The sequence below is a fragment of the Ruegeria marina genome (assembly GCF_900101475.1).
Classification (GTDB): Bacteria; Pseudomonadota; Alphaproteobacteria; order Rhodobacterales; family Rhodobacteraceae; genus Ruegeria_B; species Ruegeria_B marina.
This window is the reverse complement of record NZ_FMZV01000004.1, coordinates 99,924-121,325: the sequence shown is the minus strand read 5'-3', so window position 1 is coordinate 121,325 and position 21,402 is coordinate 99,924. Positions and strand designations below refer to the sequence as shown.

At 62.2% G+C, this 21,402-nt stretch carries 22 protein-coding genes; 11 read left to right on the top strand and 11 right to left on the bottom strand.

Going from position 1 to position 21,402, the window contains the following annotated elements; translation table 11 throughout:
* Positions 1-40 precede the first annotated feature (40 nt).
* From BLT75_RS07285 to rpsF, 7 genes are all read right to left on the bottom strand, one after another.
* Positions 41-895, bottom strand: coding sequence for an acyl-homoserine-lactone synthase (locus BLT75_RS07285; protein WP_093029295.1), 855 nt, complete (start codon positions 893-895; stop codon positions 41-43).
* 107 nt (positions 896-1,002) lie between these two features.
* Positions 1,003-1,704, bottom strand: a complete 702-nt coding sequence (locus BLT75_RS07280; protein ID WP_093029293.1) for a helix-turn-helix transcriptional regulator — start codon at positions 1,702-1,704, stop codon at positions 1,003-1,005.
* 38 nt (positions 1,705-1,742) lie between these two features.
* On the bottom strand, positions 1,743-2,147 hold the full coding sequence (locus tag BLT75_RS07275) for a helix-turn-helix domain-containing protein (RefSeq protein WP_093029291.1): 405 nt from the start codon (positions 2,145-2,147) through the stop codon (positions 1,743-1,745).
* 383 nt (positions 2,148-2,530) lie between these two features.
* Entirely contained in the window at positions 2,531-3,004 is a 474-nt protein-coding gene (locus tag BLT75_RS07270) for a lytic transglycosylase domain-containing protein (RefSeq protein ID WP_093029691.1), read from the bottom strand.
* Between the two features lie 172 nt (positions 3,005-3,176).
* A complete protein-coding gene (rplI, locus tag BLT75_RS07265; protein WP_093029289.1) occupies positions 3,177-3,773 on the bottom strand; it encodes a 50S ribosomal protein L9 in 597 nt (198 codons plus the stop codon).
* 12 nt (positions 3,774-3,785) lie between these two features.
* Positions 3,786-4,013: a 30S ribosomal protein S18 gene (gene rpsR, locus BLT75_RS07260; RefSeq protein WP_093029287.1), complete on the bottom strand. Its 228-nt coding sequence runs from the start codon at positions 4,011-4,013 to the stop codon at positions 3,786-3,788.
* 22 nt (positions 4,014-4,035) lie between these two features.
* The gene (gene rpsF, locus BLT75_RS07255; protein WP_093029285.1) at positions 4,036-4,392 is read right to left on the bottom strand and encodes a 30S ribosomal protein S6; all 357 of its coding nucleotides are present in this window, start codon (positions 4,390-4,392) and stop codon (positions 4,036-4,038) included.
* Positions 4,393-4,687: 295 nt separating this feature from the next.
* Between rpsF and BLT75_RS07250 the strand changes: the two genes are divergently transcribed.
* Complete coding sequence (locus BLT75_RS07250) at positions 4,688-5,200, top strand: hypothetical protein (RefSeq protein ID WP_245706409.1); 513 nt, start codon at positions 4,688-4,690, stop codon at positions 5,198-5,200.
* A 136-nt stretch (positions 5,201-5,336) separates the two neighbouring features.
* The gene (locus tag BLT75_RS07245; RefSeq protein ID WP_093029281.1) at positions 5,337-5,924 is read left to right on the top strand and encodes a YceI family protein; all 588 of its coding nucleotides are present in this window, start codon (positions 5,337-5,339) and stop codon (positions 5,922-5,924) included.
* Positions 5,925-5,995: 71 nt separating this feature from the next.
* Here the strand turns inward: BLT75_RS07245 and BLT75_RS07240 are convergent, their stop codons facing one another.
* Positions 5,996-7,219: a cytochrome b/b6 domain-containing protein gene (locus BLT75_RS07240; protein ID WP_093029279.1), complete on the bottom strand. Its 1,224-nt coding sequence runs from the start codon at positions 7,217-7,219 to the stop codon at positions 5,996-5,998.
* A gap of 160 nt (positions 7,220-7,379) precedes the next feature.
* Here BLT75_RS07240 and fabD point away from each other — a divergent pair, with 160 nt between their 5' ends.
* From fabD to mltG, 8 genes are all read left to right on the top strand, one after another.
* Positions 7,380-8,318, top strand: coding sequence for an ACP S-malonyltransferase (gene fabD, locus BLT75_RS07235; protein ID WP_093029277.1), 939 nt, complete (start codon positions 7,380-7,382; stop codon positions 8,316-8,318).
* Positions 8,319-8,374: 56 nt separating this feature from the next.
* Entirely contained in the window at positions 8,375-9,112 is a 738-nt protein-coding gene (fabG, locus tag BLT75_RS07230) for a 3-oxoacyl-ACP reductase FabG (RefSeq protein ID WP_093029689.1), read from the top strand.
* 211 nt (positions 9,113-9,323) lie between these two features.
* Positions 9,324-9,557 (top strand): acyl carrier protein, encoded by a 234-nt coding sequence (locus BLT75_RS07225; RefSeq protein ID WP_028091986.1) that lies wholly within the window; start codon positions 9,324-9,326, stop codon positions 9,555-9,557.
* 141 nt (positions 9,558-9,698) lie between these two features.
* On the top strand, positions 9,699-10,241 hold the full coding sequence (locus tag BLT75_RS07220) for a GNAT family N-acetyltransferase (protein ID WP_093029275.1): 543 nt from the start codon (positions 9,699-9,701) through the stop codon (positions 10,239-10,241).
* Between the two features lie 104 nt (positions 10,242-10,345).
* On the top strand, positions 10,346-11,089 hold the full coding sequence (locus BLT75_RS07215; protein ID WP_093029273.1) for a 1-(5-phosphoribosyl)-5-[(5-phosphoribosylamino)methylideneamino] imidazole-4-carboxamide isomerase: 744 nt from the start codon (positions 10,346-10,348) through the stop codon (positions 11,087-11,089).
* Between the two features lie 59 nt (positions 11,090-11,148).
* The gene (locus tag BLT75_RS07210) at positions 11,149-12,096 is read left to right on the top strand and encodes an arginase family protein (RefSeq protein ID WP_093029688.1); all 948 of its coding nucleotides are present in this window, start codon (positions 11,149-11,151) and stop codon (positions 12,094-12,096) included.
* 85 nt (positions 12,097-12,181) lie between these two features.
* Positions 12,182-13,447, top strand: coding sequence for a beta-ketoacyl-ACP synthase II (fabF, locus tag BLT75_RS07205; RefSeq protein ID WP_093029271.1), 1,266 nt, complete (start codon positions 12,182-12,184; stop codon positions 13,445-13,447).
* Positions 13,447-14,601, top strand: a complete 1,155-nt coding sequence (gene mltG / locus BLT75_RS07200) for an endolytic transglycosylase MltG (protein ID WP_093029269.1) — start codon at positions 13,447-13,449, stop codon at positions 14,599-14,601. Before fabF ends, mltG begins: the two co-directional genes overlap by 1 nt.
* Before the next feature lie 15 nt (positions 14,602-14,616).
* On the opposite strand, the gene BLT75_RS07195 is transcribed toward mltG, so the two are convergent.
* The 3 genes from BLT75_RS07195 to BLT75_RS07185 are packed head-to-tail and all read right to left on the bottom strand — an operon-like array spanning position 14,617 to position 20,219.
* Positions 14,617-15,831, bottom strand: coding sequence for an MFS transporter (locus BLT75_RS07195; RefSeq protein WP_093029267.1), 1,215 nt, complete (start codon positions 15,829-15,831; stop codon positions 14,617-14,619).
* Positions 15,832-15,890: 59 nt separating this feature from the next.
* Positions 15,891-19,037 (bottom strand): efflux RND transporter permease subunit, encoded by a 3,147-nt coding sequence (locus tag BLT75_RS07190; RefSeq protein WP_093029265.1) that lies wholly within the window; start codon positions 19,035-19,037, stop codon positions 15,891-15,893.
* 3 nt (positions 19,038-19,040) lie between these two features.
* Positions 19,041-20,219 carry an efflux RND transporter periplasmic adaptor subunit gene (locus tag BLT75_RS07185; RefSeq protein WP_093029263.1) on the bottom strand — a complete coding sequence of 393 codons (1,179 nt, stop codon included), beginning with the start codon at positions 20,217-20,219 and terminating at the stop codon, positions 19,041-19,043.
* Between the two features lie 199 nt (positions 20,220-20,418).
* Between BLT75_RS07185 and BLT75_RS07180 the strand changes: the two genes are divergently transcribed.
* Positions 20,419-21,390 (top strand): GlxA family transcriptional regulator, encoded by a 972-nt coding sequence (locus tag BLT75_RS07180; protein ID WP_176827874.1) that lies wholly within the window; start codon positions 20,419-20,421, stop codon positions 21,388-21,390.
* Positions 21,391-21,402: the final 12 nt, after the last annotated feature.

Here is a 21,402-nt window from a genome sequence, read left to right as displayed (position 1 = left end):
CTTGGGCGGCTCTTTTCCATTCGGCATGCCGGTTAGCGCCTCAGGCTTCGCGCGCGAAGGTCCGGGGATACTGCTTCAGTTCGGCCTTGCGACTTGCGCTCATGCCGCTGGGGATGGCGTCGATCAATTCGTGAACCATTTTCAACTCTTGCGGACTATCGGCGGACTGGATCTGTTCTAAAAGGTAGGTCTCCAGCGCATTGAGGGGGCCTTTGCCCAGGGTTTCCATCGGTTTCCCGGGGGCGTGTGTGTCATTGAAGAGCTTCAGGGCTTCTTCATCGGTCAGAAACACATCGTGTTCGATCCCGGCAAACCTCCGCACCCGGTCAACGCGTTCGGTACCGGTGTCGAGCAGGGCCGCCAAGGCGGGAACCTTTCCCATGGGCACGGTTTTCCCGACATAGCCGTAAGGCGCATTATCGGATCGCTTGAGAACCCGATCCATGACGGGGTCGATCACCGTAACGATATCCTTGATCCCGGCCGTGCGCGCATATTCGAGAGAGCCGATCATCAATTCGCATGTGGCGTAGGACACAGAGTTACGGTCTCTGCCGCGGTTCAGGCGTTGGGTGTCGACGCAAAACCGGGTCGATTCCCATATGGTCGCGCTGCGGATTGGTGGTTCGCCGCACAGAATGTCGGAAAATACGTCCGCGAGCATGTGCGGACCCGTCGTCTGCAAGGCCCGGACAGCCGCAACGACATTACCTTCCTCGTCCAGCCCCACGACATATGCCGGATCCAGGTGATCGAAATCGTCAATCTCCTTTCCATCCTGGATGCGCACGTCCCAACCGAGGCGGTCTCCAAACACGCGGGCACGCAACCGAAACATTTCATCCAGAATCCCACGGAACAGATGCTTGTTCAAAGCGTCGATCACGATGATCATTGTTTTTCCCCTACGAGTGGATTTTGATGTTCCAATCGTTGCCCAAGTTTGGGTTCCGGACTATTAGGGGATTCCCGTAGAATCTGGCGATTTGATGGCGAAACGTGTCAGCCGGGGTAAATAAGGCCCCGTCCGATGGCTCGGCCGACCGCTTGCGCTGTGGTCAGTGCGCAAAGTTTCTCTCTGGACGAACGCAAGTGCACTTCGACCGTGCGATGCGAGATCAGCAGAATGTCACCGATATCCTGTTGTGACTTTCCCGCAGCTACCCATTGGAGAATTTCAAGCTCACGCGCCGAAAGGGCAGGGTGATACAGGATCTGGCCCAACTGGTCAGAACTCATCACCGTGTCGTGAATGTGCACGGCCATGGATTGCAGGTCGCTGATCACATGCGAAACAAGTTTTCGCCATTCTTCGGACGAACAGTCGCGGGTCACGCTCAGCAATCCCACGTCGCCATATGGGCCGCGAACGGGTATCGTCAGCCCCTGATCACATAGCCCGAAATCATGCGCGTCGCAGAAGACGCGTTTGAATTCCTTGTTTCGCTCCAGACGGCTCCAATCTACCGGCGCGATGCTGCGTCGGCTCATGTGCAACGTCGGGTCGATCATGTGAAAACCCTGCTGCTGATAGTGCTGCTTCCAGTCGTCAGCATAGGTTACATAGCCATGGATGGCGCCGGCGGCGGGATTGATCCCGGCATAGGCGGCATGGTCCATCTCGAATTTCTCACGCACTTGAAGAAGGAAAGCCGAATAGACGGCTTCCGTCTTTGGCAAAGTACCGAGATCGACGATATCCATTCAATTCACCTGTCCGCGCGGACGGACGGTGGCAAGTGCTATCCTGGCACTTTTTCGTCCGCAGCGCGGGTGTTCACCGCCATTGTTCTGACAAATGCCAGAACAGCACGCTTTTGTTGCAGAGGCAAGCTTGTATAGATTTCCACCATCTCCACGGCATCGCGGTCCTTGAGAAAAACCAGTTTGTCGACGGGTTGGTCCCCGGCTCCGGCATTGCCTGCTTCCGGGGCCTCGATGCCCTCGAAAAAGTGGCTGACATGAACATCGAGAACTTCGGCGATTGCCCAAAGGCGTGATGCGCTGACGCGGTTCGCACCAGATTCGTATTTCTGAACCTGTTGAAACCGGACGCCCACTGCCTTGCCGAGATCCGCCTGGCTCAGGCCAAGCGCCATTCTCCGCGCTCGAATTCGCTGTCCTACCACGGCGTCAACTGTATTCATGAACTCACCTGTACTTCTGCAACTATTCCGAGAGCCAGCCTGGTGTTCGGTCAATTTCCGGCGAAGCGGGGGTCTGCAAAACACGCGACCATACTGCTCAAACTGCAATATGACGGGCCTTCTGGCAACCGGATTCCTTCTTAGGTTGCATGGCGAGCTTTCGAATTACTTAAGGAAGGAAGCCGCCAATACGTATTCGAACATTGTCGAGGTTCGGGACGATTTCCGGGCTGCGCCTTGATCTGATTGAGCTTTGTAAATTAAGCTTTTGAAATTACTTTTCTTTTAGCGGGGCGAGAAGGTGATTTGCCACGCCGGTTCGGGACGCTGATTTTTCGCATCCCGACCGGCACATACAAGAAGTCGAAAACATTGACGTCGCGTCAAGACGCAGGCTTCAAACCGGTTTCGACCAGCATTCCTCGACGTTTTGCCTCGTAGTAATACCCAGAGGCATAAAGGCTGATCGCCCGTGTGTGACTGCCGTCCGCCAGCAACCAGGCACCGCGCAGATACTTTCCGGCGTATTTCAAGTTGGTATCGGCATCCAGAAGCCCGTCAGGCCCGCCCCGATAGCCCATCGTTCGCGCGGTTGCGGGCAGGATCTGAAGAAGACCGTAGTAGGGGCGGTTGACTGCCCAGGGCCGGTGCGTGCTTTCTCGGATTGCCAGCTTGTGCACAAGGTCGCGCGGAATCTCGTAATGATCTGCCCATTTGTTGATCGAGGCGCGCAACTCTGGCGTTTCATTGGGATAGAGTGGCGGGTCGATCACCTCGCCCCCCGAGGGCTTCACCGAACATGCGGCAACGGACCAGGCAATGCCACTGAGCAATATCGCGCGTCGGGTTTGGGCCATCTGTACACTCGTGGACTGTTTCTCGGCAAACGGGATACCCGGCAAGCAGGCTTTTGCGAAGAGCGAAAAGCTCCAGGTCTGGCGAGTGGGCGGAATCCGGCGCATTGACCGCGCCCCAACGAAAAGGGCCGCCCCGTGAGGAGCGGCCCGTAGATCACCGAGACGCAGCGTCTCAGGCTTTGTCGCCGGATGCCGGTGTGTCGTCGTCGGAGGCTGCGCCACCGATGTCGTCGAACAGTTCGGAGATCTCGAACTCGGCGGCGGCTTCCTCTTCTGCGGCCAGTTCCTGGATCGACTTGCCCGAAGCCTGCAGTTCGGCTTCTTCGGCCGAACGGGCGACGTTCAGTTCGATGCTGACCTCGACTTCGGGGTGCAGACGGACGGCCACGGTGTGCAGGCCCAGTTCCTTGATCGGGGCGAGCAGGGCGACCTGTTTCTTGTCCAGCGAGAAACCGGCCTCGGTGGCGGCGTCGGCTGCGTCACGGGGGGTGACCGAACCATAAAGCGCGCCAGCGTCCGATGCCGAGCGAATCACGACGAACTGCTGACCGTCGAGCTTCCCGGCCAGAGCTTCGGCCTCTTGCTTGGTTTCCAGGTTGCGCGCTTCGAGTTGCGCTTTCTGCGCTTCGAAAGCAGCCACGTTGGCGGCGGACGCGGTCAGCGCCTTGCCCTGCGGCAGCAGGAAGTTGCGGGCGTAGCCGGGGCGTACGTCGACGACTTCGCCCATCTGGCCCAGCTTGGCCACACGTTCCAGAAGGATAACTTGCATGTGCCTATCTCCTTACTTCACGGCATAAGGCAGCAGGGCGAGGAAGCGGGCGCGCTTGATGGCGCGGGCCAGTTCACGCTGCTTCTTGGCCGAAACGGCGGTAATGCGCGAGGGCACGATCTTGCCGCGCTCGGAAATGTAGCGCTGGAGCAGCTTGGTGTCCTTGTAGTCGATTTTCGGCGCGTCGTCACCCGAGAAGGGGCAGACCTTGCGGCGGCGGAAAAACGGTTTTGCAGCCATGATTTAGTCTCCTTTCCCGAGGTTACGCGCGGCGCTCGCGGCGCGGTTCGCGCTCGTCGCGCTTCTGCATCTGGACCGAGGGGCCTTCCTCGTGCGCATCGACCTTGATGGTCAGAACACGCATGACGTCCTCGTGCAGGCGCATCAGGCGCTCCATTTCCTGCACGGCAGCCGACGGGGCATCCGAACGCAGGAAGGCATAGTGGCCCTTGCGGTTCTTGTTGATCTTGTAGGCCATCGTCTTGACGCCCCAGTACTCGCTGTCGACCAGCTTGCCGCCATTGTCGGCCAGTACGGCACCAAAATGTTCGATGAGGCCTTCGGCCTGCGCGTTGGACAGATCCTGACGCGCGATCATGACATGCTCGTAGAGCGCCATGTTATCTCCTGTTTCTATCAAGGCGCATTTCATAGGCGGGGCCATCTGTCCTTTCGCGGCCCTGCCACGAGAGACTGCGCGGTTCGAAAGTCGTTGCGAAAGGATGGCCCCATATACACGGCTGAGCGGCGGGAACAAGCCCCTGCATCACCTCACACCCTCTGATTGCAATTGGTCGGGCGCCGCTCAATTACCCCGAGCCCGCCGCATTCCCGTCGCATTGTTTGCCGAGATTTCATCTTGCCGGTCGGGAGCCGGAAGGTCATTCGCTCGAGGAGAGTAACACGAGATGCAAGTGGCACAACAACAAGCACTTCGTAACCGGATGCCGTTGCCGTCCTTTGAGGAGTCGGTGCCGCTCATGATCTCCTTCGCGCCGAACTGGCCCCTGAGGACCGTGATCTTCCGGGTTCTCGGAACGGCCTTGGTGATCGGCGCCGCTGCGATGTGGTTCATGCCCGGATCCAACCTCAGCGCAGAAACCGCGTTGATGAAACTGGGCGTTTCGCTGTTCTTCTTCTTCAGCGGTCTCGCGCTTCTGATGATCCACCACCAGGACAACCAGCCGGACGCCTATTTCGACCCGATCCGGCGCGAGCTCCGGGTTCTGCAGAAGAACAATCGCGGGCGTCCCCAAACCGTGCTGCGGCGCAGCTATGACAGTCTTGGCAGTGCCCGGTTCAACGAACACTATCTGGAAATCTGCGATGTGGATGGCACTATCCTGATGCGCCTGCCCATCGAATCCGCAGAAATCCGGCATGCGCTGCGCATGCAACTGAGCGGGCTGGTGAACATCTCCGTCTGATCCGACTTGTGTTCATTGGCTCACAGAACCTGTGAGCCAATGGCGAATTGTCCGACTTCCCCGACTGCCCCATGTCCCTGGCCAAGGCGAACACAGCGTTCGGCCTGAACCCGCAAATGCAGACATGGAGCTCCGAATGAAATCCTCCCTTCTCGCCGCCGCGCTGGTCGCAGCATCCGCCACTTCCGTTCTGGCTGCGCCGCAGAAATATCTGTTGGACGCCAGCCACAGCCAGGTGGTCTTTTCCTATAACCACCTCGGTTTCTCGACCACCACGGGCATGTTCTCGGGCTTCGAGGGCGAGATCATGTTCGATCAAAAAGATCCCGCGGCCTCGTCGGTGACGGTTTCGATGCCGGTTCTGTCGATGTTCACCGGTTGGGAACAGCGCGAGGCGCATTTCTTCTCGGGTGATTTCTTCGGCGCCAAGGAAGGCGACATGATCACCTTTGCCTCGACTGCAATCGAAGTGACTGGCGAGAATACGGCGAAGATCATCGGTGATCTGACCATGAACGGAGTGACCAAACCCGTCGTTCTGGACGCCAGGCTGAACCAGATGGGCGATCATCCGATGGAGGGCAAGCCCTGGGCAGGCTTCGATGCGACCACGACCGTTGTCCGGTCAGACTTCAATCTGGGCATGTTCGCACCCTATGTGAGCGACGAGGTCGAGATCCGCATTTCGGTCGAGGCGATGCAGGCCGAGGCCGGCGGCTCCTGACCCGCCCAACATCGCAGATGCAAAAAGGGCCCTCGTTTCAGGGCCCTTTTTCATGTGTGCCGTGTTGTGGCCTATCGCGTGGCGGTCAGGTTCACCGACACCTCAACCGGAAACTTCAGCGAACTTTCGTCGGGCATGTTGCCGCCGATCCCGAAATCGAGCCGGTTCAGGGTGACGGTTCCGCTCATCCGGGCGGTGGAGCCGTCGAGCTCGAGATCGAATGGCAGCGTGACGTCGATGGTGGTACCACGCAGGGTGAGCGTGCCGCGCGCCTCGTATCCGGTTTCGGTCCGGTAGAGATCGGCAAGGAACTCGGCGGTGGGAAAGACCGAGGCATCGAAGAAGTCCGGTCCCATGGCGTGGGCTGTCACCGATCCCAATGCGAGCGAGCCGATGGCTATGGTGACAGAGACGTCTCCTGCGGGGCCGGGTGTCTCGGGTTCTTCGAACCGGATGGCGGCGGTCCAGTCCGAGAAGGCGCCGCTGACCGGGCTGCCGAGCTGAGTCACCGTAATGGCAAGTGTGCCTTCGGTTACCGTCCAGTCGGAGGCGACCGCCCGCAAAGGCATGTTCCGAGAAGCTTCCTGTCCGACTTGCCGGTCGAACATGCCCAGCCATGCACCGCCACCAAGCGCCAGGCCCCAGATGACAAGGGCGGCGAAAAGGGGTGTCCGGGAATGCGTTTGCGCGGGCGGTTGTGATGGCGTGTCGCGTCCGGGCAGCATCCGCCGCAGGGTCTGGTCGCGATCGACGAAATGATGCTTCAACGCCCCGGCAACATGCAGGGCCAGAGAAATCACCAGGACCCATTGCAGCACCTGGTGCAACCCGGCCGTCAATTCGGCCAGTGCCGGGGTCCTGGGGACCAGCGGCAGCGACTGGCCGAAGGGCCACCAGATCGGGGCGAACCCCTCGGTCGCGGCATGGTGAATCCAGCCACTGAGGGGCACCATGACGAGCGACCCGTAGAGCAGCCAGTGTACGGTTTCGGCAGCCAGCGCCTCGGCCCGTTTGTGCGCATTGAGCAGGCCGGGTCTGGTTTGCGTCACTGCCCAGAGAATGCGGGCCACCGCCACGAAGAAGATGCAGACCCCCAATGTCTTGTGCAGCGAAAAGAGCCAGGCGGCGCGCGCGATATCAGCCTCGGTGCTGGAGATCGTGGGGTCGGTCACTTCGTGCGCCAGATCATTGGCGACCCAACCGACAGGGATGACGGTGAGAATCAGAAGGGCGGTGAGCCAGTGAAATGTCTTGGTGACGCCGCCATAACGGCGGTCTGTGTTGGAAAGTTGCATCTCTGTTACCGGTTTGCAGGGGATGGCCTGAACCTAACTGCCCGCTCGGAACGGACAATATGCGCGACCGCACATCCTCCGTGTTGGTATGCAGAGCTTGTGCGCTGCCGGGCGGGCGGCTACACCCGGCGTTAACGATCAAGAGAGCGAAGGGACAGAAATGACCGCAGCATTCGTGTTTCCGGGGCAGGGCGCCCAGACCATTGGCATGGGCAAGGCGCTGGCCGATGCCTATCCCGCAGCCAGGGCTGTATTCGATGAGGTGGATGCCGCGTTGGGGGAAAAACTGAGCGCGCTCATCTGGGAGGGCGATATCGAGACGCTGACGCTGACGCAGAATGCCCAGCCCGCCTTGATGGCAACTTCGATGGCTGCGATGCGCGCGCTTGAATCCGAGGGCGTGGCGATCACCAGGGCAGCCTTTGTCGCCGGTCATTCGCTGGGCGAATATTCGGCGCTGGCCGCCGCCGGGGCACTGAGTGTCGCCGACACCGCGCGCCTGCTGCGCACCCGTGGGCAGGCGATGCAAAGCGCGGTTCCGGTGGGCGTGGGTGCTATGGCCGCGATCCTGGGGCTGGACCTGGAAGCGGTGCGCGAGGTTGCCGCCGAGGCCGCGCGGGGCGAGGTCTGCCAGGCCGCCAATGACAACGACCCGACGCAGGTCGTGGTCTCGGGCGCCAAGGCCGCCGTCGAGCGCGCCGCCGAGATTGCCAAGGCCAAGGGCGCCAAGCGCGCGATCATGCTGCCGGTCAGCGCGCCCTTTCACTGCGCCCTGATGCAACCTGCTGCCGATGTGATGGCCGAGGCGCTTGCCGCGGTCGAGATCAAGGCGCCGGCGGTGCCGCTGGTGGCCAACGTGCGCGCCGAGGCGGTGAGCGACCCCGACCTGATCCGGCAGTTGCTGGTCGAACAGGTGACCGGATCGGTGCGCTGGCGCGAAAGCGTGCAGTACATGGCCGCGCAAGGCGTGACCGAGATATGGGAGATCGGCGCCGGCAAGGCCCTGTCGGGCATGGTGCGCAAGATCGAGCGCGATATCGTCTGCAAAGCCGTCGGCTCACCCGAGGATTTGCAAAAGGCGCTGGCGGAAACCGCCTGAGTTACCCCAAAAAGGCAAGCCGCGGCCGGTTGGCCGGGCAGGAAAGGATGGATTTGATGTTTGATTTGACCGGAAAGAACGCACTTGTCACCGGAGCTTCGGGCGGTATCGGCGGTGCGATTGCGCGGGCCCTGCATCAAGCGGGCGCAACCGTGGCGCTGTCGGGGACACGGGTAGAGCCGCTTCAGGCGCTGGCGGAGGAATTGGGGGAACGCGCCCATGTACTGCCGTGCAACCTGAGCGACCCGGCCGCGGTCGAGGCCCTGCCAAAGCAGGCCGCCGAGGTGATGGGGTCGGTCGACATTCTGGTGAACAACGCCGGCATCACCCGCGACAACCTGTTCATGCGGATGTCGGACGACGAATGGCAGAGTGTGATCGACGTCAACCTGACCGCGACGATGAAACTGTGCAAAGGTGTCCTGCGCGGCATGATGAAGGCGCGCTGGGGCCGGATCGTGAACATCTCTTCGGTGGTCGGCGCCATCGGCAATCCGGGGCAGGGCAACTATGCCGCCTCCAAGGCCGGGGTCATCGGCATGTCCAAGGCGCTGGCCTACGAGGTGGCGAGCCGGGGAATCACCGTCAACGCAGTGGCGCCGGGTTTCATCACCACGGCGATGACCGACAAGCTGACCGAGGATCAGAAAACCGGCCTCCTGGCGCAGGTTCCCGCCGGCCGCATGGGGACGCCCGAGGAAATCGCCGCGGCGGTCCTGTATCTGTCCAGCCCGGAAGCCGCCTATGTGACCGGAGCCACCTTGCATGTGAACGGCGGTATGGCCATGTTGTGATCGCCGCGGGGGTCAAATGCGAAAGCGTTTGCCAACGCGCCCGTCTGTGCTATAGGCGGCGCATCCTGAAGAGGGCCGGTCGATGGGGTCGGCCTTCTGCTTTACCCGGGGCATCCCGGAACCTGAACCGCCCGGACAGGGCAAAACCAAGCCACCCCGAGCGGGCAAGGGCAAAATTGGGCCAGCGGCCCCGTAGGAATGAGGAACTGACATGAGCGACGTCGCAGATCGCGTTAAGAAGATCGTTGTGGAGCACCTGGGTGTCGAAGAAGACAAAGTGACCGAGAACGCCTCGTTCATCGACGATCTGGGCGCGGACAGCCTCGACACCGTCGAGCTGGTCATGGCCTTTGAAGAAGAGTTCGGCATCGAGATCCCGGACGATGCGGCCGAAACCATCCAGACCTTCGGCGACGCCGTCAAGTTCATCACCGAAGCGTCCTGATCTTCGGTAAAAACCGACAGGTTTCCAGGCGCCTTCCGGCAGGAAGGCGCCTTTTTCGTCGTCGTGATCCGATCGCGGGTTGCCAGAATCTGCGCGTCTTTGCACCTTGAGAGTGAGGCAGGCAAAAAGGACGGGCACGAAATGATCCGATCCATCCCGATATTGAACACCGCGCGGTTGCGTCTGGCCGGCATGCGGCCGGAAGATTTCGATCGCTATGCAAGTATCTGGGCCGACCCCGATGTCGTGCGTTTCATCGGTGGACGGCCGAAGACCCGTGGCGAATCCTGGGAGGCCTTTCTGCGCAACGCGGGCCATTGGCAGATGACGGGCTTCGGACAGTGGGGCGTGGTGATGCAGAAGACCCGCCAGATGGTAGGGCAGGCGGGGTTCTTTTTCACGAGCCGCGGGCTAGGAGACGACTTCGATCCCTATCCAGAGGCAGGATGGGTCATGGCGCCCGAGGCGCAGGGCCAGGGGCTGGGCCGCGAAGCGGTGCAGGCGGCACATGACTGGTTTGACCGCGTGATTCCGGGGCGGTTGGTCGCGATGATCACAGCGGGGAACGAACGCTCGATCGGTCTGGCCCGTAACCTGGGCTATCAGGAGATGCGCAGGGCCGAATATGGCGGCTCGGAGGTTGTCCTGATGCGCCGGGACGGTCCGCCCGGACACCGCTTCTAGCCGTCGTGTCGCGAAATGTCGGCGTTTCACCGAATTCAGGTCAGAACTCGACTCGAAGCGCTGTGATATGATGGCTCTCGTTGGCTTTCAGCGGAGGAGCGGTCATGATCATCTACCCGACAATGGAATTGCAAAAAGGTCGATGCGTCAGTCTCGATCGGGGGCGCATGGAAACGCCCATGCTTTGGCATGTCGACCCGATCGCCACGGTCGAGCGTTGGGCCAAGGCGGGGGCGGAATGGATGCACCTGACGGATCTGGACGCGGTCGCGGGCCAGACAGGCAACGACGCGCTGGTTGAAGAGATCATCCGCAAGGCGGAGATCCCGGTGCAACTGGCCGGCGGCATGCGGTCTCGCGAACGCATCGAGCACTGGATCGACAAGGGGGCGGGACGGATCGTGGTCGGCACGCTTGCTGCCCGTGATCCGGCCATGGTCAAGGACCTGGCCAAGCGGCACCCGGACCAGATCGTGCTGACGGTGGATATCTGGCAGGGATATGTCATGACGGACGGCTGGAGCAGCCAGAGCGCCTATACGCCCGAGGCGTTTATCGATGCCTATGCAGGCACTCCTTTCGCGGCAATAGTGGTGACCGATATCGACAGCGACGTCGGCGATGTCGACGCGCGGCTGAGCGTGATTGCCCGCGTGGCCGAACATTCGCGGACTCCGGTCATCGCAAGCGGCGTGGTGCGGACGGTCGATGATATTTCGCGCCTTGCCTATGTGCCCAACATATCCGGGGCGCTGGTCGGTCGTGCACTGTTCCACAAGACGCTGGAACTGGACGAGGCATTGCGGATCGCAAGCGACTCGCACGAACCGGTTGCGCCGTTTCAATAGGGCTTGCCTGTCGGTCCGGGATGCGGAACCCTGATCCGGAAACGGAAACGGAGGTTTCGATGGTTGGGCTGAAGGACATGTTCGGCGGTTGCGGCGCGCCAGACAGCTTTCTGGGGCTGCGGCGCGCCGATATCGGTGCACTGGAGGCCGATATCGTCATCTTCGGCGCCGATTGCGCGACGCCCTATCGGTCGGTCGGGGCCTATTGTTCGGGCGGTCCCGCAGCGATCCGGGCCGGCAGCGCCGCCTATGCCGGCGACCCCGCCAAGGTGAACTTCGACCTTGGCGGACCCATCTTGCCTGGTGGCGTACGGGCGGTTGATGCCGGGGATGCCGCCGTTGACCCGTCCGACCCGCCCGGAAACCGGGCAAGAATCGAGGCAATGACCAGCGCCATCCTTTCGGCCGGCGCAGTGCCGGTCCTGCTGGGCGGCGACGACTCGGTCCCCATACCTCTGCTGGCTGCCTACGCCGATCACGGCCCGATCACCATTCTTCAGATCGACGCGCATATCGACTGGCGCGACGAGGTCGAGGGCGAACGCTGGGGCCTCAGCTCAACCATGCGGCGGGCCAGCGAGATGGCGCATGTGGAACGTATCATCCAGGTCGGTGCGCGCGGTGTCGGCTCGGCCCGGATGGATGCTCTGGAGGCCGCGCAGGCATGGGGAGCGCATCTGATACCCGCGCATGAACTGGACGCCGATGGCATCGACCGGGCGCTGGATCTGATCCCCCACGGCACGCAGGTGGTGATCTGTTTCGATTGCGATGCGCTGGACCCGTCGATCATGCCGGCGGTTATCGCGCCCACGGCGGGTGGGCTGACCTATGGCCAGACCCTGCGCCTGATCCGTGGCGTCGCGAAAAAGGCGCGGATCGCCGGGTTCGACCTCGTGGAATTCATGCCCTCCAGCGACCGGAACGACGCCGGTGCGGTACTGGCCGCGCAGTTGCTGACCACGGTTCTTGGTCTCATCGGGCGGCAGGCGGCAACCTCTCGCTGAAGGGCAAGTTACCCTTGCTCTTGCCCACATGGGGCAGGGCAGGGTATGAGCGGTTCTCGAACACCAAGAAGGCGAGAGGCAATTCATGCGCAGAGTCGTTGTAACCGGACTGGGACTGATCACTCCTTTGGCCAGCGGGGTCGAGGAAACCTGGTCCCGGCTGCTGGAGGGGCAATCGGGCGCGGGCCCCATCACGCGCTTTGATGCGATCGCATCGGGCGTAACCACGACCTATGCCTGCGAAGTTCCGCGCGGCGATGGCACCGGTGGTACCTTCAACCCCGACGACTGGATGCCGCCGAAAGAGCAACGCAAGATAGAGGATTTCATCCTCTACTCCATCGCGGCCGCCGAGATGGCGTGCAAGGATGCCAATTGGCTGCCCGAGGATGAAGAAGACCGCCTGCGGACCGGCGTTCTGATCGGTTCGGGCATCGGTGGGCTCGGGTCCATTGCCGAGACTGCCAACCTGATCAAGGAAAAGGGGCCCCGCCGGGTGTCGCCGTTCTTCATTCCCGGTGCGCTGATCAACCTTGCCTCGGGCCAGGTGTCGATTCGTCACGGGTTCAAGGGGCCGAACCATTCGGTGGTGACTGCCTGTTCCACCGGTGCCCATGCGATCGGTGACGCCAGCCGGATCATCCGCGCCGGCGACGCGGATGTGATGGTCGCGGGCGGAGGCGAGGCCTGTATCTGCGAGATCGGCATCGCCGGGTTCAACGCCTGCAAGGCGCTGTCGACCAAATATGCCGACAATCCCAAGGCTGCCAGCCGCCCCTATGACGCCGACCGCGACGGGTTCGTGATGGGCGAGGGCGCGGGCATCGTGGTGCTGGAGGAATACGAGCACGCCAAGGCGCGCGGTGCCAAGATCTATGCCGAGGTGCTGGGTTATGGCATGTCGGGCGACGCCTATCACATCACCGCGCCGTCCGAGACGGGCGATGGGGCCGAACGCTCGATGCGGGCGGCGCTGCGTAGCGCCGGGTTGGAGCCGTCGGATCTCGATTACATCAACGCGCACGGCACCTCGACCATGGCCGACACCATCGAACTGGGCGCGGTGGAGCGGCTGTTGGGCAACCACGCGGCCAATGTCACCATGTCCTCGACCAAATCGGCCACCGGGCATCTGTTGGGCGCTGCTGGTGCGATCGAGGCGATCTTTTCGATCCTGGCGATCCGCGATCAGGTGGCGCCGCCGACGATCAACCTGGACAATCCGGCCGTTGAAACACCGGTCGATCTGGCGCCGAACGCCAAGCGCGCGCGCAAGATCGACATCGCCCTGTCGAACTCCTTTGGATTTGGCGGTACAAACGCAAGCGTGATCTTCGGAAAGGTCGGCTGATGTGGCGCGCTCTTGCCTCGAACATGCTGACCGTTCTGGCGGTGGCATTGTTCCTGGTTGCCGGAGTGATCCTGTGGGGCAAGTCGCAATATGTTGCGGAAGGCCCCTTGGAAAACGCGATCTGTCTGCAAGTCAAAAGCGGGTCGAACATGACCCGTGTCAGCCGCGACCTGGAGGCCGCTGGCGCGGTGACCAGCGGAGCATTGTTCCGTATCGGGGCGCGGTATTCCGAAAAGGCGGCGCAGCTCAAGGCGGGAAGCTATCTGGTCAAGGAGGGCGCCTCGATGGAGGGGATCATCGACCAGATCACCCGCGGCGGCGCCAGCACTTGCGGCACAGAAATCATTTATCGTGTTGGTGTCAACAAGTTGCAGGTCGAAGTTCGTGAACTTGACCCAGCAACCGAGCAGTTCGTCGAGCTGGTGGAGTTCGATCCCACAGCGGGCGAAGCGCCGGAAGTCTATGCCGAGAAACGCGACCAGCGGGATACGCGCTACCGGCTGGCTCTGGCGGAAGGTGTCACCAGTTGGCAGGTGGTCGAGGGGTTGAAAGCCTGGGACGTGCTGTCGGGCGAGGTCGCTCAACTGCCTGCCGAAGGCATGCTTGCCCCGGACAGCTACGAGGTGCAGAAAGGCGCGGATCGCGCTGCCTTGCTGGCGGAGATGCAGGAAAAGCAGACGCTCAGGATCAATGCGGCCTGGGAGTCTCGGCAAGATGGATTACCGATCCAGACACGCGAGGAACTGCTGATCCTGGCCTCGATCATCGAAAAGGAAACCGGCGTTCCCGAAGAGCGCGGCCAGGTGGCAAGCGTTTTTGTCAACCGGCTTGAGCGCGGCATGCGGCTGCAAACCGACCCGACGGTAATCTATGGTGTCACCAAGGGGCAGGGTGTGCTGGGGCGCGGCCTGCGGCAGAGTGAGCTTCGCAAGGTAACGCCTTGGAATACATATGTGATAGACGGGCTGCCGCCGACGCCCATTGCAAACCCCGGCCAGGCAAGCCTTGAGGCGGCGGCCAACCCCGAGGCAACGAATTTCGTGTTCTTCGTGGCCGATGGGACGGGTGGACATGCCTTTGCGGAAACGCTGGAAGAGCATAACCGCAACGTCGCCAAGTGGCGTGAGATCGAGGCTCAGCAGCAGGGCAACTGACAGCAGACACGCAGGTTACGGGTCTGGTCGCCGCTTCCGGTCGGTCCAGAACCGGTCTGCTGAAACCACGCCACATGCACCCAGAAAGGACAGCGCGGCCAGCGCGGTCTCGGGCGCGGCGGTTGTGGCAAGCCAGCCCGCCAGAGGATAGGCGACAAGCCAGCAAGCGTGTGACAGTGCGAATTGCGCCGCAAAAAGAGCCGGCAGATCACTGGGCGACCCGGACGAGCGGCGCAACAATCGCCCCGATGGGGTCAGCGCCATGGAGTAACCGGCCCCGATCACGGTCCAGGTCGCCAAGAGTGCCGGCCACCCCCAGGGAGGAGACAGGCCGGCAAGCGCCAGCACCAGCCCCGCGCCGGCCATCAGCGCCCCCCCCGCCAGCATGACGGTCCGGTCGTTGCGTCGGGTCAGAAGGCGCGGCAGGAGCAAGGCGATCAACATCGAGCCTCCACCGAAAGCCCCCAACGCAAGGGCCACGTTGCGGTCGCTGCCGCCCAATTCGGCCTTTACCAGCAGCACGGTATTGACCAGAACCATCGCGCCGGGCATCGCCACGGCCACGTTCAATGCCATAAGCCCGCGCAGGTTCCGGTCATCCAGGTAGAGGCGCAGACCGCGCGTGGTACGCGCCCAGATACTGCGCCTTTCCGGGGTCGGGTCGCGGGGCAGTGCCACGGTCAGGACCAGAAGCGCAGAGCCGACAAAGCCGAGACAGGTGCCTACGAAGAGCGCATCGAATGTCACCAGGCCGAGCAAGGCGGCCGCCAGCGCCGGGCTGGCAAGGCTTTCAATGTCATAGGCAAGGCGGGACAAGGACAGGGCCTTGGTGTATTCGTCTTCCTCTGGCAAGAGCACCGGGATGGTGGCCTGAAAGGCCGGGGTAAACCCGGCGGAAGCTGCCTGAAGCACGAAGATCAGCGAATACACCTGCCAGACCTCGGTCACGAAAGGGAGGCAGAGTGCCGTTGCCGCGCGCACGAGGTCCAACGACACCAGCACTTTTCGGCGGTCGAGTCCTTCGGTCAGCGCCGCCGCAACCGGTGACAAGAAGACATAGGCCAGCATCTTGATGGTCAGCGCCGTTCCCAGGACGATCCCGGCGCGATCGCCGGCAAGGTCATAGGCGAGGAGTCCCAAGGCAACCGTTGTCAATCCGGTTCCGGTCAGCGCGACCACCTGCGCGGCAAAGAGATGGCGATAGGCGCGATGGCGCAAAACGTCGATCATGGACTTTCGAAGCACTTTTCCGGTGGCGGATGCCCCGCCGGACCGCGGGGCATCGGGTATCATTCCGCAGGTGTCGGTCTATCGGTCGGCGGTTCGGGATCCTTGCCGCCCTTCACCCATTCCCGGGCGCCCTGCATCACCGCATAAAGCACGGGAACCACCACGACTCCGACCACCGTCGCCGCCAGCATGCCTCCGAAGACGGCGGTTCCGATGGCCTTCTGGCTGGCGGCACCGGCGCTGTTGGCGGTCAGCAGCGGCACCACCCCCAGCAGGAAGGACAGGGCCGTCATCATCACGGCGCGAAACCGCTGTTGCGCGGCCTCGGCGGCGGCTTCCCGGATGCTCAGACCCTTGGCGCGTTGTTCCATCGCGAATTCGACGATCAGGATGCCGTTCTTGGACGCCAGGCCCACCAGCATGATCATGCCGATCTGGGTATAAAGATTGATGTCCGAGCCGACCACAGCGACCGCCAGCACCGCGCCGAACATGGCCACGATCACCGACAGAAGGATCGACACCGGCATCGACCAGCTTTCATATTGCCCGACCAGGAACAGGTAGCCGAACAGCACCGCCAGCCCCAGGATCACCTGTACCATGCCGCCCGAACTCAGTTGCTGCTGCGCGGTGCCTGTCCATTCAAAGGCATATCCGGGGGGCAGGGCGTTTGCCGTTTCCTCGGTCATCACCCGGATCGCGTCGCCGGTCGACAGTCCGGGCGCGGGCACGGCCGTCACCGTTGCCGAGCGGAACAGGTTGTGCCGTTTCAGCAGCACAGGCCCCAACACGTTCTCGACATCGACCAGCGTGCCCAGCGGTACCATCTCGCCCTGGGTCGAGCGGACATAGAGGTTGCCGATATCCTCGACCTTGTCGCGATAGCTGCCCTCGGCCTGGATCATCACCCGGTAGACCCGCCCGAACAGGTTGAAGTCGTTGACGTAATACGAGCCCAGATGCGCCTGCATGGTTTGGAAGACCTCGGCGACGGAAACCTGCAATGTCTTGGCCTTTTCCCGGTCGAGATCGACGAAAAGCTGCGGCACGTTCGCGCGGAAGGTGGTGTAGCTCTGCGCGATCTCGGGGCGCTGGTTGGCGGCGTAGACCAGTGACCCCACCGCCGCGGCCAGATCCTGTGCCGAACCGCCGCCGGTCTGCTGCACTTCCATCTCGACGCCCGCCGACATGCCCAGGCCCTGGATCGGCGGCGGGTTGAAGGCCACGATCGAGGCCGCGCTTTCGCCCCAGGCGACGGCGAGGATCCGGTTCAGGATCGCATTGGCACTCAAGTGCTCCTCTTGCCGTTCGCTCCAGTTCTTCAGGTTGACGATGATCATCGCGCCGCTGGGGGACACGCCGTTCAGCATCGAGAAGCCGTTGACCAGAACGGTATTGGCGACGCCCTCTATGGCCCGGAACTGTTCGTTCAGCCGGTCGGTGACCGTCTCGGTCCGCGCCAGCGTGGCGGCGTCCGGCAATTGCACGTCGACAAAGAGATATCCGTTGTCCTCCAGCGGCAGGAACCCCTTGGAGGTGTTGCTGAACAGGGTGCCTGTTCCAAGCGCCAGTGCCGCGATGATGCCCAAAGAGACAACGGGGACGATCAACAGCTTGCGCACGATGGCGACATAGCCGTCGCGGGTCTTTCCGATGACGCTTTCGAACAGGGCCAGAAGACCCGTGGGAGGGCCAGAGCGGGCCTTGAGCACCAGACCGCAAAGGGCTGGTGACAGCGTCAGGGCGTTGATCGACGAGATCACGACCGCGGTCGAAATGGTGATGGCGAATTGCGAATAGAGACGCCCGGTAATGCCGGGCATGAAGGTTACCGGGACAAAGACCGCCAACAGCACCAGCGTGGTAGCGATGACCGGGCCGGTGATCTGGCCCATCGCCTTGCGGGTCGCCTCGGGCGCGCTCAGACCTTCTTCGGCGATGATGCGCTCGACATTCTCGACGACCACGATGGCGTCGTCGACCACGATGCCGATGGCAAGAACCAGCGCGAAAAGGCTGATGGTGTTCAGCGACATGCCAAAGGCGAGCAGGAATGCAAAGGTGCCGATCAGCGATACCGGGATCGCGATCGCCGGAATCAGCGTGGCCCGCCAATTGCCGAGAAAGACGAACACCACCGACACCACCAGAACAAAGGTCAGCATCAGTGTCGAGACCACGTCATTCAGCGACTGTTCGACGAAGTCGGTGGTATTGAACGGGATCTCGTATTCGACATCGGCGGGGAAGGCATGCGAGAGCCGTTCCAGCTCGGCCGTGACACGTTCGGACACCGCCAGTGCGTTGGCCCCTGGCGCCTGGTAGATCGCCAGGATCGTCGCCGGTTTACCTTGGAAATACCCGGACGCGTTATAGAACTGGGCGCCCAATTCGACACGGGCGATATCCCCGACCCGGACAATCGCCCCGGCGCTGCCGGTCCGCACCACTATGTTTTCAAACTCCTGCACCGAACTCAGGCGGCCCTTGGACTTGATCGTGTACTGGAATGTCTGGCCTTCGGGCGCGGGGGGTGCGCCGATCTGGCCCGCCGACACTTCGAGGTTCTGTTCCCGGATGGCGGCGATCAGGTCGCCGGGGGTGATCCCCAGTGCCGCCATCTTGTCGGCGTCCATCCACATGCGCATGGCATATTTCAGGTCGGTCAGCACATCGGCCTTGCCCACGCCCTGCACCCGCGCCAGCGCGTCCTTGAGGTTGATCGACGCATAGTTCGACAGGAACACGCTGTCATAGGTGTCGTTGGGCGAGGTCAGCGTGACGACCATCAGCATGTTGGTCGAGGATTTCTGGGTCACAACGCCCGAATTCGTCACCTCGGCCGGCAGGGCCGAAAGCGCCTGCGCCACCCGGTTCTGCACGTTGACCGAGGCGATGTCCGGGTCGGTGCCGACCTCGAATGTCACGCTCAGCGAATACGAGCCGTTATCGGCCGAGCTTGACGTCATGTAAAGCATGTCGTCGACGCCGTTGACCTGCGCCTCGATCGGGGCGGCCACCGCGTTCTCGACCGTTTCGGCATTGGCGCCAGTGTAGTTGGCCGAGACATTGACCACCGGCGGCGTGATGTCGGGGAACTGCGCAACCGGCAGGGCCATGTAGCCGATGGCCCCCATGATGGTCAGGACAAGCGAAATGACGAGGGCCAGTTTGGGCCGGCTGATGAAAAGCGCCGAGAACATGGCTTAATCCTTCGGCTGTTCGGCGGCCATAACGGCGTCGACGGCCACGCCGGGCCGGACGCGCTGAAGCCCTTCGATGATGACGCTTTCGCCTTGCCGCAGCCCGTCCAGCACGATGACCGCATTATCGACCGTGTCGCCGGTCGTGATGTAGCGTTGTTCCACCATCTGCTTGTCGTTGACGACAAGAACGAATTCGCCGCGCTGGTCGCGTTGAAGGGCGGCCTGCGGAATCAGGACACGGGTGGTTGGCTCGAGCGCCGAGATGCGCACATGCACGAAAGCCCCGTCGACCAGAAGCCTTCTGTCGTTGCCGAATTCGGCCCGCAGGATGATGGCGCCGGTCAGCGGGTCGATACGGTTGTCGATGAAGACGATACGCCCGGTCTCGTCCAGATCTGTACCATTGGGCAGTCTGACATGTACGTCGGGGCTTTGTTCGCTCTCCGCAAGGCTGTCGGTCGTTTCCCCCAGTTCCTGGAGCACGTTGACAAGCTGTTTTTCGTTCAGGGCGAAACTGACATAGATCGGCGTTTCGCGGACCAGCGTGACCAGAGGCGGGTTGGTGGGCCCCACGACATCGCCTTCGGACGTGGTTACCCGGCCCATCCGCCCCGGAAATGGAGCCCTGATTTCAGTATAGCTGAGATCGAGTTCGGCCTGCCGGATCGCCGCCTGGGCCGATTTCACGGCGGCTTCGGCAACCAGTTCATTTGCGCGGGCAATGTCCACCTCCGATGCCGGAGTGGCATCGCGTCTCAGCAGTTCCTCTTTTCGGGCAAGTTCGACGCGTGCAAGTTCCAGACTCGCCTCGGCCTTGTCGAGGTCTGCCTTCCGGGCTTCGAGCGTGGCTTGATACAGGTCCGGTTCGATCCGGAAGAGAACGTCACCTTCGGCGACCATGCTGCCATCTTCGACTGCCCGTTCTTCAAGAAAGCCATTGACCCTGGCCACGATATCGACCTTGTCGATGGCTTCGGCGCGCCCGATGAACACGGCCTCTTGCGTGATATCCTGCGTGTAGGCCGCCGCGATCGAGACCTTGGGGGCGGGTTGTTCCGCCGATTGGGCATGACCGGGACAGGCAATCCCAAGACCAAGCCCCAGCGCCAATGACGCCACCCATATTCTGGTAATCGCATATGGGCCGACGTTTCTGACAATGATGTAATCGTCTTGCATGAAATACCTCGTCTCAATTTTCCGGCCATGGGCCGGTCGTGGCAGCGCGGGCACGCAGTTCGAGTCAGGCCGGTTCGTTTTCGACAATGACCCCAAAGGTCCCAACTCTCAAGCAAACCGTGGCCCGATGCGGGCGCGGGCTTTCGCATCCTGAATGCGCAAGCTAAAACGTTGTGAACCGCTTTCCAGGGAAGCCGCCATGAACGGGTCCGCGACCGGCCGGCATTTCGTTTTCGTTCTCGACGACGGCTTCACGATGCAGGCGTTTTCGTCTGCGGTCGAGGTCCTGCGACTGCTCGAGCGGGTGCGTCCTGGCTCCGGCTACAGCTATAGCGCGGCCAGTCTCTCGGGCGATCCGGTCGCAGCCTCGAACGGGTTCCGCGTGATTCCCGATGCCGATGTGAAAAAGGTTCCGCCGCGCGCGGTCATTGTGGTCGTTGCCGGCGTCCGCGCGAGCCAGAGCGAGGAACCGGCGCTCGCCTCGCTTGTTCGTGGATGGGCGCGTAAGGGGCACCCTGTCTGGGGTATCTCCTCGGGCGTGGTACGACTGGCCCAGTCTGGTGTTCTGAACAACAGGCGGGTAGCGGCGCATTGGGAGGATGTATCCTACCTGCGCGACCGTCACCCTCTGATCGAGGTAAGCGCTTCGCTTTTCGTGTCGGACGGCGATGTCATGACCTGTGCCGGCGGCGGTGCCGCCAGCGACATGATGCTGACTGTGCTGCGCCGCGATCTGGGCGGCGACATCGCTGACGAGATCGCGGCACGGCTTGTGATCGACGCGGTGCGTGGGGGGCGCGTCCGGCAGCGACGGGCGCTGGAGATGCGGTTCGAGACCCGTCATCCCGTCGCTTTTGCCGCGCTGCGCCTGATGCGGGCAAATCTGCTTCCTGCTTTGCCGATCACCGCCATTGCCCGGGCACAGGGTGTATCCGAACGGCAGTTGGAAAGGGTTTTCGCGCGCGAGTTCGGAAAAACACCCAGCGCGCTATATCTCGAATTGCGTTTTCAGGACGCGCGGTCCGAAGTGCGGGATGGTCGCCGCAGCCTGACCGAGATCGCGATGGACCATGGTTACAGCCCCGCGGGTTTCGCGCGCAGCTACCGCCGGCTTTTCGGTTTACTGCCCTCGGAGGATCGACGAAAGGCGATGTCGGAAACAATCACCTGATGTGGCGGAACC